General features: G+C 54.5%; 14 protein-coding genes and 1 pseudogene. 5 read left to right on the top strand and 10 right to left on the bottom strand.

Features of this window, described 5'->3' with window-relative positions; all coding sequences use genetic code 11:
- Positions 1-137: 137 nt before the first annotated feature.
- The gene (locus GA0061103_RS33065) at positions 138-1,919 is read left to right on the top strand and encodes a B12-binding domain-containing radical SAM protein (RefSeq protein ID WP_092719922.1); all 1,782 of its coding nucleotides are present in this window, start codon (positions 138-140) and stop codon (positions 1,917-1,919) included.
- A 350-nt stretch (positions 1,920-2,269) separates the two neighbouring features.
- Here GA0061103_RS33065 and GA0061103_RS33060 read toward each other — a convergent pair whose 3' ends face one another.
- From GA0061103_RS33060 to hmpA, 4 genes are all read right to left on the bottom strand, one after another.
- Positions 2,270-3,298 (bottom strand): fatty acid desaturase, encoded by a 1,029-nt coding sequence (locus GA0061103_RS33060; RefSeq protein WP_092719919.1) that lies wholly within the window; start codon positions 3,296-3,298, stop codon positions 2,270-2,272.
- Positions 3,299-3,303: 5 nt separating this feature from the next.
- Positions 3,304-3,447 carry a DUF4167 domain-containing protein gene (locus tag GA0061103_RS35710; protein WP_425349577.1) on the bottom strand — a complete coding sequence of 48 codons (144 nt, stop codon included), beginning with the start codon at positions 3,445-3,447 and terminating at the stop codon, positions 3,304-3,306.
- 480 nt (positions 3,448-3,927) lie between these two features.
- Positions 3,928-4,401, bottom strand: coding sequence for an RrF2 family transcriptional regulator (locus tag GA0061103_RS33055; protein ID WP_092719917.1), 474 nt, complete (start codon positions 4,399-4,401; stop codon positions 3,928-3,930).
- Positions 4,402-4,476: 75 nt separating this feature from the next.
- Positions 4,477-5,685: an NO-inducible flavohemoprotein gene (hmpA, locus tag GA0061103_RS33050; RefSeq protein ID WP_092719914.1), complete on the bottom strand. Its 1,209-nt coding sequence runs from the start codon at positions 5,683-5,685 to the stop codon at positions 4,477-4,479.
- A 190-nt stretch (positions 5,686-5,875) separates the two neighbouring features.
- On the opposite strand from hmpA, the pseudogene GA0061103_RS33045 reads away from it, so the two are divergent.
- The 4 genes and pseudogenes from GA0061103_RS33045 to GA0061103_RS33025 form a co-directional block, all read left to right on the top strand.
- A pseudogene (locus tag GA0061103_RS33045) lies at positions 5,876-6,403 on the top strand (RtcB family protein); the annotation flags it as partial.
- A 242-nt stretch (positions 6,404-6,645) separates the two neighbouring features.
- Entirely contained in the window at positions 6,646-6,858 is a 213-nt protein-coding gene (locus tag GA0061103_RS34885) for a hypothetical protein (RefSeq protein WP_141694504.1), read from the top strand.
- Positions 6,859-7,166: 308 nt separating this feature from the next.
- On the top strand, positions 7,167-7,820 hold the full coding sequence (locus tag GA0061103_RS33035; RefSeq protein ID WP_092719910.1) for an alpha/beta fold hydrolase: 654 nt from the start codon (positions 7,167-7,169) through the stop codon (positions 7,818-7,820).
- 742 nt (positions 7,821-8,562) lie between these two features.
- Positions 8,563-9,120, top strand: coding sequence for a GNAT family N-acetyltransferase (locus GA0061103_RS33025; RefSeq protein WP_092719906.1), 558 nt, complete (start codon positions 8,563-8,565; stop codon positions 9,118-9,120).
- Positions 9,121-9,156: 36 nt separating this feature from the next.
- Here GA0061103_RS33025 and GA0061103_RS33020 read toward each other — a convergent pair whose 3' ends face one another.
- The 6 genes from GA0061103_RS33020 to GA0061103_RS32995 all read right to left on the bottom strand — a co-directional run bounded on the left by GA0061103_RS33020 (position 9,157) and on the right by GA0061103_RS32995 (position 13,527).
- Complete coding sequence (locus GA0061103_RS33020) at positions 9,157-9,456, bottom strand: PAAR domain-containing protein (protein WP_092719904.1); 300 nt, start codon at positions 9,454-9,456, stop codon at positions 9,157-9,159.
- A gap of 159 nt (positions 9,457-9,615) precedes the next feature.
- The gene (locus GA0061103_RS33015; protein WP_092719902.1) at positions 9,616-10,575 is read right to left on the bottom strand and encodes a hypothetical protein; all 960 of its coding nucleotides are present in this window, start codon (positions 10,573-10,575) and stop codon (positions 9,616-9,618) included.
- A gap of 13 nt (positions 10,576-10,588) precedes the next feature.
- Positions 10,589-11,239, bottom strand: coding sequence for a hypothetical protein (locus GA0061103_RS33010; protein ID WP_092719900.1), 651 nt, complete (start codon positions 11,237-11,239; stop codon positions 10,589-10,591).
- Between the two features lie 193 nt (positions 11,240-11,432).
- Entirely contained in the window at positions 11,433-12,065 is a 633-nt protein-coding gene (locus GA0061103_RS33005; protein ID WP_092719898.1) for an ankyrin repeat domain-containing protein, read from the bottom strand.
- Between the two features lie 8 nt (positions 12,066-12,073).
- Complete coding sequence (locus GA0061103_RS33000) at positions 12,074-12,598, bottom strand: PIN domain-containing protein (protein ID WP_092719896.1); 525 nt, start codon at positions 12,596-12,598, stop codon at positions 12,074-12,076.
- Positions 12,598-13,527, bottom strand: coding sequence for a DUF4123 domain-containing protein (locus tag GA0061103_RS32995; RefSeq protein ID WP_167376691.1), 930 nt, complete (start codon positions 13,525-13,527; stop codon positions 12,598-12,600). The genes GA0061103_RS33000 and GA0061103_RS32995 overlap by 1 nt, the downstream gene beginning before the upstream one ends.
- Between the last annotated feature and the right edge of the window lie 11 nt (positions 13,528-13,538).

The raw sequence follows: 13,538 nt of genomic DNA, 5'->3' as shown, positions 1-13,538 counted from the left end.
TCGACAAAGGGTGATTGTCGCCGACAGCCCGATCAACATCGGCGGAGAAGTCCTACAGGGCCAATCCCAATCTATTCCTTGCATCTAAAATATTGCCTGTTACCCTAGGGCCAGCGCCTCCACCGAAAGATAGATCTTTGGCCCAACAGATCGAGGCGCGTCATCGACGCTTCCAGCTCATTCTTATAAAACCCTCTCACTACGACGATGACGGCTACGTTATCCGATGGTGGAGAGCGATGATTCCTTCCAACTCGCTGGCTGCCATCTATGGCATCGCCCGCGATTGTGCGGAGCGAGAGAGCCTTGGTCCCGATATCGGGATCGACATTGTGGTAATCGATGAAACCAATACCCGCATCAAAATCGCATCACTCATCGAAAAGCTGCGCCAGAACGACAATTTCGGAATGGTGGCGCTGGTGGGTGTTCAATCCAACCAATATCCCCGCGCGCTTGATATTGCCCGCCCGTTCCGAGAAGCCGATATCGCCGTTTGTATGGGTGGCTTTCACATTTCCGGCTGCCTGGCCATGCTTGACGGCGCCGCCATCGAACTGGATGCCTGCCGGGAGATGGGCATTGCGATGTTTGCGGGCGAAGCCGAGGGGCGCCTCGAAGCTGTCCTGCGCGATGCTTCGCAGGGGGCATTGAAACCCCTCTATAATTTCATGAATGATCTGCCCGGCATCGAGGGTAGCCCGGTGCCCTTTCTGCCCAAGGATAGCATCGAACACACGCTTGGCCTCAGCAGCAGCTTCGATGCAGGGCGCGGATGCCCATATCAATGTTCATTCTGCACGATCATCAATGTCCAGGGCCGCAAATCGCGCTTTCGCTCCGCCGATGATATCGAAACGCTGGTGCGCCTGAATTGGGCGCAGGGAATTCACAAGTTCTTCATCACGGATGACAATTTTGCTCGGAACCGAGATTGGGAGGCAATCTTCGACCGCCTTATCGAGTTGAAGGAGCAACACGGCATTCCGCTCGGCTTGATGATCCAGGTCGACACGCTCTGTCACAAGATCCCGAACTTCATTGAAAAATCCAAGCGCGCCGGTGTTACTCGCGTCTTTATCGGGCTTGAAAATGTCAATCCCGACAATCTCGTCGCGGCGAAGAAGAACCAGAACAAAATAACCGAGTACCGCAAGATGCTGCTCGCCTGGAAAGCGCAAGGCATCATGACGCTTGCGGGTTACATCCTCGGCTTTCCTTCCGATACGCCGGATACCATTCGCCGCGATATTCGCATCATCCAGGAGGAACTGCCACTCGATGTCATCGAATTCTTCGTGCTCACCCCGCTACCCGGCTCGGAAGATCACCAGACGCTCTGGCGCAATGGCATCAGCATGGACGATGATCTGAACATATACGACGTCGAACATGTTTGCACAGCGCATGATAAGATGAGCAAGGTGGAGTGGGAGGAGATCTATCAGGAGGCCTGGTCCCTCTATTATTCTCCGCAACATATGAAAACGTTGCTGCGTCGCGCTGTCGCCACGGGCATGCCGGTCGCCAGTCTGGTGAAGGTGCTGATATCCTTTGCAACAACGGTGCCGCTCGAAAACGTTCATCCCTTGCAAAGCGGCGTGATGCGGTTGAAGCATCCAGATGAGCGTCGGCCGGATCTGGAGAGGGAAAATCCCCTATGGTTTTGGCCAAAATTCATCGGCGGCACCCTCGTGAAACATTTGAGGCTCGCCGGAGCAATCACCAGCCTCTCTTTCTCCGCCTACCTGATCGCCAGGGATAAAACGTCAAAGGCCTATATGGATCAGGCACTAACACCGGTCGCCGACGATGACGACAGCCGTCTTTCCTTGTTTACGCAGACGAGTGGCGGAAGCGCAGCTGTCAAGCATGTCAAAAAGGTTGCCGAGCTGACGAAACGCGCGCCGGTTCACTGAAGGCGTTTTGGTGCAGTCGGTTTCGAGGGGTCAAGTCAACATTATTCCTGGTCCTTCACCGGCACCGTTGCCAACTAAAAGTGCGTATTGCCCCTTATAGGAACTGTTCTACTGAACGTTCGGAGGAGAACCAGGATGGAATCCCGATTTGGCAAGAGAATAATGGTCACCGCCATGGTTATCGGCCTGGCACTTTCCATTCTCTATGGACTAAGCGGAACTCACAAGCGCTCTGAGCCAGCAGCGCCTGCAGCGAGCGATGTCGCCAAATAGCCGGCTCCTGCAGCCTTGAATGGCGATATGCGAACTTCCGATCAACACCATGAGACCACTTCGCCGCCAATATGGTCTTAAGAGGCCCTCGCAATTTCGGCTGCATCGCGGAATGAAACCAGCTTCTGGCCGCCCTCGTCCCAAAGCACGAGCTTTACGCATCGCAGGCTCTGACGCAACGTGATCCGGCCTATGTCACCAAGTTCTGGATGGTTTCGCAAAACCTCCGGCAGGCGATAATAGGGAATGCGGCTGCAGAGATGATGCACATGATGAATGCCGATATTGCCGGTCACCCAGCGCAGAACGGGCGGCAAGTCATAATGGGAAGCACCATGCAGTGCGGCGTTCGGAAATTGCCACTCCGGCTTCTTTGACCAGTGCGTTTCCTCGAATTGATGCTGCACATAAAAGAGCCAGATACCAACGGCGCCAGCCAGCAAAACGATCGGCAGATGGATCATGAAGAAAGCTGCAGGCCCAATCGCCCAGATGAGAAGTGACATGATCACAGCAAGCGCCAGATTGGTCGACATTGCCGATACCCATGGCAGGAGACCGGCACGCAACATGCCGACCGGGAGACGTTGCTGGAATAGAAAAAGCCACACCGGCCCAATCCCGAACATCACGAGCGGATGCCTATAGAGACGATACCCAATTCGCCCCCATTTGGAGCGAGCATAGTATTCACTTACGGTTAGCGTGGTTATGTCGCCAATACCGCGCTCATTCAGGTTTCCGGCTGATGCATGATGTTCGGCATGCGCGCGCCGCCAGTAGTCATAGGGCGTTAGGGTCAAGACACCAAGAATACGCCCGATCCAGTCGTCAAAGCGGCGATTTGCAAAGAACGAACCATGGCCACAATCGTGCTGGATCATGAACAAGCGCAACAGAAATGCCGCGGCCGGGACAACAAGGATGAGGCCGTACCAGAATCCGTAGTGCACAGCGACCCAAGTCAAGACCCAGAACGCGGCAAAAGGAATGGCTGTCACGGCGAGTTCAAAGGCACTGCGACGTGGGCTGGGTGTACGATATTTCGACAGAATTTTCAGCCAGGCTGCTGCATCTGGCTCGTTTTGGCATCCGGAGACGGTCATTGTGATCAACGGTTGTAGCCAGCCTTTTGTAGGGCTGCGGCGCGATAGTAATGCTCCGCATGTTGAAACATGTTTTCCGCCTCAATTTGGTCGCCAGCCCGGGCGCGCTCATGCGCCAATAGCTGAAATTGTTCGTATCTTCGCTTCAAGCTCGCAAATGTAGTCTTTGATGCGGTGGTATCGAAGGTGGCTTTATGGGTCGGCGGGTGTGGTTGTTGTGTTGAAACCAACTGACAATTCAAGCTTTTTACGGCTTGCTCCTTAAACAATGATATAGAGGATAATGACGCGACTGATGTTGCTTTTGCTATTAATATCGCCGTCTGGAGTGCGGCATCGCGACATGGTTATCAGCATATCATGTCAATGCGGCCGTTTCGTGTTGTGCAAGAGCGGTTCTGCAATTACCCATCGCAGTGTCGATCAATACGCCAGTTGATTTCCATGGGAAGCTCACCCGGCCTGACGTTTCGTGAAAGTCCGCAATTGGTTCGAAATAGGGAGACATTTCACCGTCTGATTTCCGCTCGGCAAGTTAAAGGCCAAACGTAATAACGGGGTCAAATCTCAGTGATAATTTCCCGCTATCTCGGGTCAGCTCTCAGCGCAAATCAACAGCCTGGCAACATTCATGCATCCACCGCCCTCTCAGACGCATCGGAATTCTCAATGCCCAGAAGTTGCCGGAGCGCGAGACCAGGCCCGACGAGATCTTCCAGCGTATATCCGTCGAGGACATCGAGAAAGGCGGCGGCGGCGGTTGCAAGTGCGCGCTTGAGCACGCAGGCGGGCAAGATAATGCAGCCTTTGCCGCCTTCAGGCTCCATGCAAGGAACCAATGCGAAATCCGGCTCGCATGCGCGGACGATATCCCCGACGCGGATCGCCGACGGCTCGCGAGCGAGACGCATTCCCCCCTGACGCCCCCGAATAGTCTCGATCAAGCCTTTCTGACCGAGCTCATGGGTAATCTTCATCAGATGGGCCTTCGAGATATGGTAGGCTGCGGCCACCTCATCGATTGTGGACAGGTTTCCGCCCCTGCGAAGGCCGAGATACATCATCAACCGCAACGCATAGTCCGAATAAACTGTCAGCCGCATGGATTATCTCCCGATTCCATTGCAGCATAGTGGCAACCAGGCGGCAGAGCGAGTTCCAACCGCCTGATGCTCGCCTTACGCTGCCAGATCGTCGGCAGGACCGAAGAATTCGTAGTGGATCCTGTCTTTGGGGACGCCAGCCTTTGCCAATCCGTTGACGAAGACGGCAAGGAACGGCTTCGGCCCACAGAGATAGATGTCGGCCTCCTTCAGTGGCGTGTTTTCGGAGAGCCATTCAAGAGTGACAAAGCCCTCCTGATCGTAGTGAACGCCCTTGCGGTCTTCCGAATGCGGTGTCCGATAGAAGATCGCCGATCTCATTCCTTCGTGAGCGAAGATGAGCTTGCGCACATGCTCGCCCATCGCATGGACCCTGCCATCCTCGGCGCCGTGAACGTAGTAAACACTGGCATTGCCGTCCCTTGCCGTCATGGTTTCGAGCATACTGATCATCGGCGTCAGGCCGACGCCGCCGCTCAGCAGAACTATCGGCCGCGTTGTATCCTCCTTGAGGAAGAAATCGCCGGCCGGCGGCGCAATGTCGAGCACATCGCCCTCCATCACGCTGTCATGCAGATAGTTCGAAATGACACCTAACGGCTCGCGTTTGACGGAAATTCTGTAGGTCTTGCCATTTGGTGCCGAAGAGATGCTGTAGTTGCGGCGGTACTCTCCCCTTCCCGGCACCGCGATCCGGAAGGTCAAATACTGGCCGGGGAGATGGCGGACGACCGCTTCATGGTCTTCCGGCTCCAGAACGAAAGAGGTGATGATATCGCTCTCGCGTTGCTTGCCTGCGATGCGGAAGCGGCGCCAGCCACTCCATCCGCCCTCCGCGGAGCTCAGCTCTTCGTAGACCTGCTTTTCCCTACCGATCAAAATATCCGCCAGGAACCAGTAAGCCTCGCCCCAGGCTGCAAGTACTTCGTCGGTCGCAGCGTCACCCAAGACCTGCTTGATGGCGGCAAGCAGCGCATCGGCAACATAGGGATAATGATGAGGCAGAATCTGCAAGCCGACATGCTTCTGTGCGATCCGCTCGACAGCCGGGCCGAGGACGGCAAGATTATCGATATTCTGCGCGTAGGCGAGGATTGCCTGCGCCAACGCCCTAGTCTGACCACCGCCCTCTCCCTGGTTCGATTGATTGAATAGGTTGCGAACCTCCTCATTCTTGAAAAGGAGCAGGTACATTGCAGCGGTGATGTCCGTGCCGTGCGCAGCCAGCGCCGGCACGGTCACCTTTACGATTGCCTTGGTCGCCGCGCTCAGTTCTCTAGCCATTTCGGATCTCCGTGATTTGATGGTGGCGGCACTCATGTATGCTCTTAAACATATATGTACAATATATCTTTAAGTTCTAAGTCCGCCCTGTGCCGTTCTGTCACAGGCACACCATAAGAGATCCGAAGTGCCGCCTTCAGAGCAACTCGAACCGGCTTCTTTAATCCTTCAAGCTCATTGCTACCAAGGCACCTGCAAGGTCGCCGATCGCTTCTGGAACGAGCATAATTTCGTGTTCCGGAAGTCGGACGGGCTGTTCTATCATGGAAAGGGCGCGACGCCGGCGTTTGATAACTGGGCACACGATGCGGCTGATCTGACTATCATTCCGCTCAACATGGCGGAACCGGTGCTGATCGTTCGCGGAACCAATGCCGCTCATGGTCTCGGCTTCTCGCCGCACGGCGCCGGCCGCAATGTTTCGCGCAGCGCCCATATGCGGCAGTTGTCGGCGGAGTATGGGGCAGATTCGCGTGGTCTGAGCCCGAACAACATCGCGGCAATCCTGGAGAAGGAAACAAGCGGCCTCGACGTTCGCTTCTTCTCCGGCTTTGCGGACGTGTCGGAACTGCCGAGCGCCTACAAGAGCGCTGCCAACGTGCGGGCACAGATCGAACATTATGGCCTTGCCGAAGTGGTCGACGAAGTGATCCCGTTCGGGAGCATCATGGCCGGCGACTGGCAGAAGAATGCACCTTGGCGGAAAAAGCGTCAGTGAGCGTCGGGAAGGCGACAGGTTCGCCTTCGCTCAACAGGATTTCGGTCGGCCTCCAATCTCCCTTTCTTGTTGCGGCAGTCATGTGGCGAATGAACGATTGGGTCGGACCGGTTCGCACGGCGGCGTTCCTTTGTGCACAACGCGTGTTCCCTCTCACCCAACCCGATGTGATTGCTCGCGCCGGATTGGCTCTGCTCACGCGGCAACATGGTTGGGAGCGGTGGGGCGAGCGGGAACGATCCATGATCGACGAGCTCTACGCCCGACCGGACGTAACAGCCGAACTAGCAAAGCTGCTGATCCAGCAAACAACAGGTCCGACACCATCGACGTTTCGCCACGCGCTGCGTACACCCTTGCTTGACGCCTATCTGGAGGAGATTTCCGCACGATCGGTGAAGCCCATGGTGCGAGCGATCGCGGCCGAAGCGCTCATTGACGGGATGGCAAGATAGCGTTCCGGTTTTCGTTGGGATTGGATAGACAAACGCTATAATCTCAAGCGGTGGAATCCAATCTACAGCCATCGAAAGCTTGTTTGCTCGGCATCACCAATTGAAGTCGCCGACCCGAGCGATCCTTGATCGATCGCCGCAGGTGAGGCGCGTCGTGCTGGATTGCATAGGGCGGAACTCGCTGCCAGGAGATGCCGGCCGCCACTATGCCCGGCAGGTTGAATTCGATAAATCATCGGCCGTGCGGGAAGCGGCGGCATTTATTTTACGCAACTGACGTAGATTCCCCGAAACCAGGAGAATCCTGAATGCCCCATGACTTTCTCGTCACCGGTCCTCAAGATGCCAAGATCACCATCGTCCTTGCCCACGGCGCCGGCGCGACAATGGACACGACGTGGATGGAAAACACGTCGTCCGCACTTGCCGACAAGGGCCTGCGGGTCGTCCGGTTCGAGTTCGATTACATGGCAGCACGACGTTCCACCGGAAAGCGATCGCCGCCTCCACGCGCGGAACTTCTAAAGCAGGAATATGAAGCTGTGATCGATGAACTCGGTGCGCGAGGAACCATCGTCATCGCGGGAAAATCCATGGGCGGACGCGTGGCCAGCATGATCGCGGATGAGCTTCGCGACGTGGGCAAGATTTCTGGGTTGCTCTGCCTCGGCTACCCGTTCCACCCGATCGGAAAACCGCAGAGCTTGCGGACCGCTCATCTCGAGGAAATGAAGACACCTACCCTCGTCTGCCAGGGGACGCGCGATCTGTTCGGATCGCGAGAGGAGGTCTCTGGTTACAAGCTCTCCAAAATGATCGAAATTCTATGGCTTGAGGACGGAGATCACGACTTCCGGCCGAGAAAAGCCATCTCCGGTCTCACGGTCGCCGATCATCTCACCACCATCGCCAATCACGTTAGCACATGGACAGCGACCTTGCGGGAGCCGGAGTGGCAGTGAAGAGCGCATAGTTAATCCTGCCGGACCGCGGGCTCGAAGTTGTTACGTTAAGCTGTGGGCGCAGCCAAAAGTGATTGATGTGAACCGTAGATCTGCGTATCAAGCGGGCATGATAACTGCGCTCAGTATAAGTATTTCATTGCTTTAGACCAACTGCCGGCTACAACAGAAGCTTAGGAAATTTCTTCGCTCGAAGTTGGTATATCGCCTTCCAACGATTTCCATGGCTCACTTTTAAGCAGGCGCAGGACATCGTTCCAATCACGCCGAAAGCATGAATGGCATCGTCGTCCGTGAACTCCACTCCTGGAGGAAGTAAGGGCGCAATGTCCTCCGCCCGGCTCTTTGTCAGCTTTTCAGGCATTCGCTGCTCGGCGTTTGCGCCTGGTTACATTTTCCTCGAGCGAAAGGTAGTGCTCGAAGGCGGCCACGAGTCGTCTAGCGTCAAGAGGAAAGCTCGCGCCAACCTTCCCGTAGATCGAAGAGATCGCCGGCAGGAGGACCCTGAGCTTTGTTCCAGACACCTACCTCTCCTTCCCATAGGATAGGACATTCGCAGTGCGGATGAATCACTCATTCTCCACCTTGAACAGGTATCCAGGCACCACTTCAGATGAGCGTCCGAGGCATAGTCATGGATGGGCTTCTCGATGACCGGTGGTGTCGTTTTGCATTTAGTCGTAAGATTCTTGCCTTGGGCCTGAACCAGGCTAGAGAGACTGAATGAATAGGCGGGAGTTGCATGGAATTCACGTTCGCAAAAAGTTCAGACATAGATTTTATTTCAAGTGGCTTTTCGCAGATCAAGACACTTCCCACCATCAAAGAAGGCCCAGCCTATGCAGACTCTGGCTGGATAGCATCCAGATTGGAATTAAGAACTGATCCGCTGTATCAGTTGAGGCAATTTTCTATTGCTAATATTAATTCTTTCCGAGTAGGATTTATTCAAATACTTGATTTTGATTTGCTCAAAGAGCACTTTCGTTTCTATAAGGCACTTGGATTATACGATGTGAATGGTGAAGTATTAAACTTCACCGCCCCTCTTTCGATTATAAATTCAATCTATGTTGAAAATGGATTTAGACGGCGCGGCATAGGTAGCGCGATGATAGAACATGTTAAAAACAATTGTAAACGTAGTATTGGAATACTTTACTCGAAACATAATTCTGAGAATATTGAATTTTACCTAAATTCCGGATTTATGAAATTCGTTCCTGATTATAACAATATAAAAAGAAATACGGAAATTTTCCTGATGGTGGCGGAGGTTTTTTCGAACGGCCGACTCTAGTTTTGATAGAAGCCATCCTTTCCAACGCACAAATACCTATTCAAACCTGAGCCACGCTTCGCCTTGTACGAGCCGACCGCCATGCTCGCAGGCATCGCCCATGCGCGCAACCTTCTTGCCGTTGATCTTAGCTACGGAAGAGCCGCTTGTAATCGCTGCTGTCGTCGGCACCCCCGTACAGAGGCATTTATCGCCGACTGTCGCGAGGGGAATACCGTTCACCTTGACGAAGTCTTGCTGGCACGATTGCACCGGCCCACCTACATGTGGCTTTGGACCTGGATCGCACATCGGACAGACATGCATTTGACCCTTCAATGTTCCCGGGCTTCCCATTCGTATCCCTCACAGTCATACGCGGATTGACTCCGCTTCATGTTCAACGATCACCGCATCGGAACGCTGTTCCCTGAGCCAGATGTGATCAAGCTGGACGCCACCTCGCTCTACTCATCGCCTCTCTACATAATCCCGAAAATTCGCAACTTTTCAGGATTATGCTTTAGGCGTGAACGGCAGCGTTCCGGGACAAACGAAGCGCGTCCATTTCTCACCATCGAAACGGGCGATATCATCATAACCAAAGGCCCACAGCACATCGCCAACAACCTGCAAACGATGGGCATTCCGCAATTTTGGAACAAGCCCGGTCTCCACTTTAGACAATGTCCCCGAGGCATAGGTGTAAAGCGCGTTTGCCGAGTTCAGCCAGACTTGCCCTTTGAAAAAGGCGATGGAAAGGAATTCCTCATAGCATCCGAGGTTGCCAGCACTGGTAAATCCACTTTGGGCGTTGCCGTGAAGAAGGGCGCCATTTCGACCGCAGGCCCACACCATCCCGGAGGCAGGATCGGCCGCGACCGCGTTGAGCCAATCGCCCGACGGGTTGAATTCGTCCACCCAGATGCCCTTGCTTCTGGAGCAAATCCGGCCTCTACCGCCCATCCGGGTTACGGCATAGAACGTCCCGCCTGACACGCACATGTCGGTTATGTCGAACTCGTCACCAATCGAGCCGAGCAACCCTTCGTCGAAATGCTCCCATTTCCCGGGAGCAGCACGCCGGTAGACTTGGCCGGCGAAGCCAAACGCGAAAAGGTCACTGCTGAGCTGCTTGATTCCGCCGAGATAGCCAAGGCCCAAGGAGCCAGGTTTTTGCAGACCGGCATCGGCGATGTCTTCCTCGATACGCGTCGGAAGATGGAACCAGACTTTCCCCTCTTCCGAGACGCAGACAAACGCCGGACGGTCCATGTCATCCGACTTGAATGTGCTGATATCCACGAAGACGTCCTGAAGATTCTCCAGTCCCCATTGGCCATCGGGTGTGCCGATGTCTTTAAGCACGATGATCTTGGTTGGCGGCTCGAATGGATCGCTGTCGCCAACATAGGCCAGAAACATCGCCAGATGAGGATATTTGGCAAATCCTTTTCGAAAGCGCAGATAGTCCAATTTTCACCTCGCTTTATTCCAGTCCGTCGCCAATGCCACGTCCGAACAATCTGTCTATTTGATTTTGGTTGGGAAGCGGGCTTTTTTGATGCCTGACGGGAGCGTCGTCACCCATCTTCTCGAACGCTTTGTCGACCTGAGACTTCAGGTCATCCATCTTCCCCTCGCATTCGGGCTTCACCTTCTTGATCGCGGCCATCGCAATGTCTTTGACCTGCCCAAGTGTGGCGTCCGGCCCAAGGTTTTTGACGGCTGCATCCATCTGCCTGTGTACACTGTTGTGCTCGGTATCATCAAGACAGATGCTTGGGCCGTCATCCAGGGAGGGCGCGTTCGGCAGCCGAAGGCTGTCATCCAGTCGTTTTCCGGCTCGAATCACATAGTCGGCGATGATGTGGTGTTTCTGCTGGTTTTCGCCGCATTTGAGTTTGTTGTACTTGTCAAATTTGCATTTGTCTTCTGGCGGGCAATTACCTGTTGCACAGGTGGCCGTGTCCGCCTTGGTCTGGGCGCTAGCTTGTGTGTCAGCGTTTGGGGTATCTGAACTCAACCCAGCGGCTAGAAGAATACCGCCACCGATCCATGTTGCGGCGTTGACGAGCGCGGGACCCCAAACCGGTGCAGTTTCTGCAACGAAATAACCTGCAGCCACTGCGGGAGGCATTAGCGGTTCCCCCTTGCATAATTGATACTGGCTTGGAGCAACAGCTGTACACGCCGGTCGGGAGTAACGACGGGATTATGTGTCGTCATGACTTTGACGACGTCGGGATTTGTCGTGAGCTTGCCGGATGTCATGACCTGCATATAACTCCATCGTGCAAGTGCGGCCTCGCTTTGGACGCCGTATTAAGTATCTATAAGTTTGATTTGATCCACTCGTAGACATCAGGCTTTTGCGCCATCGTTCGATCTAGAAAAACTTGCTTTTGCGCCGGTGTCGCCTTGTATCCAAAGTCCTTTAGGAGTTTTAACGCCGCTATCGCCGTCTGCTGCTGATCGGATTGTCCCAGCGTAATACAATTCACCGCTTGAGTGGGAATGTCCAACTTTGCGCCGCCGTAACGCTTAATCTCCGCATATGTATTAACGGACGCCCCGTTCTCCAGCAAAATTCGCGCCTTTTCGATATGGCCGAATTTGATCATGGATGACAAAGGCGTGACACCTTCGTCATCCGCAAGATCGACCGCCTTGCTCAACCTAAAGTGCTCAGCAAGCCATCGGTATGCGTCCGTCTCAAATTCCGGGATTTTCTCCATCAGCAGCGTACTGCCATCCGACGACCGCTGCAAAAGATTGACATCGTTATCGTCTAGGAATTTAAGCGCAGAAAGATTCGAGACACATTGAAATAATATCGGCGTATCGTCCTCAAGTATCTCGTCGCGGAAAATTTTCACGCAAAATGCGTCATGCGAATGATCTCCAGCGAGGAATTTCTCCTCCCAGTTTCTCAAGATATATTGCTCTTCAGAATTCAAAGACATAGCGGTGCTTACCTAAGGGGTATGAAATCTTGTCCGGGAGGTACTTCTATATTCTGATTGGTCAAGGAATCCGCATGATCCCTGGTTACTTTATCCGCCTTCGATACCTTGTCGTAACATTTATTCTTGTTGAAGGCTTGCCCCTCATTTTTTAGCCCCCGCTGAAGGTCGCGGATTTCCTTATAGTGTCCTCCAGGGGAAGTCAGCTTTCCACCTCCCATGGGAAAGCCGCCCTGCGCATCGAGGATGGGATCGTATTTTGCCAGTTCCTTTTTGAGGAGCTGAATCTTTTTGCGCATCTCCGCGAGGATGCCCTCACATTCAGGCGGAGGCGGGCAATTGCCTGTCGCGCAGGTGGCGGTGTTAGCTTTGGTCTGCGCGTCAGCCTGTGCGTCCGCATTCGGGGTATCCGAACTCAACCCAACCGCTAGAAGGATACCGCCGCCGATCCATGTTGCGGCGTTGACGAGCGCGGGACCCCAAACCGGTGCAGTTTCTGCAACGAAATAACCTGCAGCCACTGCGGGAGGCATTAGCGGTTCTCCCTTGCATAATTGATACTGGCCTGAAGCAACAGCTGTACACGCCTGTCGGGAGAAACGGCGGGATCGTGCGCCGTCATGACCTTGACGACGTCGGGATTTGTCGTGAGTTTGCCTGATGTGACGACCTGCATGTAGCTCCATCGGGCAAGTGCGGCCTCGCTTTGAACGCCGTATGTGCGCCCCTCATCCATGTAGCCTTGCGCTGCCACGGACAGTTCTGCGTCGCTCATGGCGGCCGTTTGCGATGGGGCGACATCGCGCAGGTAATTGCAGATCCGCCGTTTCGAAGCCTGTGCCATCAAATCGTTGGTGGCTGAGATCTCAGTTGGCGTAATTGTAAGCGGGCCTTTCGGCATGGGCGGGAGGTTACTGGACTTTGTCACCCGCTTCATGCCGCCATAGTCAGTGGCGTTCATGAAGATGGTCGTCGCCGGGCCGAGAATTCGCGCGAACTGCGACTTCGTGAATGAATGCAGCAATGATCCCATTACGTTGGGGTCCCAATGGCGGAACAATACACGCTCATAGACGACCTTCTTGCCTGATCGGCCGTCATTGCCCGCGATTCGGTCGTCCGGGACCAGAATCCGGTTGAGGGTTCGCAAATGCTTGTAGAGCGCCGCCTCTCCGGCCAGACATGACCAGAACACCGCACAGGGCTTTTCCAACGCAAAGTCTGCGACCTGATCGCAGATATGCCTGTTGACGAGCGCGACCAGCCAAGGCCCGTCACGCCGCCACTTCGGATCCCCTCCCGACAGGAACAATGACCGGGCGGGAATGTCCAGACTAAGCAGTTCCTGCTGCAAATCATCGAAATGCGCACCATCAAGGACCGCAAACATCGGTCCCGCCGCCATCATGTCGGCCAGTCCAGCGCGAAAACGCGTTGAGAACGCGTCCTCTTCGGTTTGCATGGCTGTCATCT

It is taken from the genome of Martinezella multihospitum (assembly GCF_900094585.1).
Lineage (GTDB): Bacteria > Pseudomonadota > Alphaproteobacteria > Rhizobiales > Rhizobiaceae > Rhizobium > Rhizobium multihospitium.
This window is presented reverse-complemented; position numbering and strand designations above follow the sequence as displayed.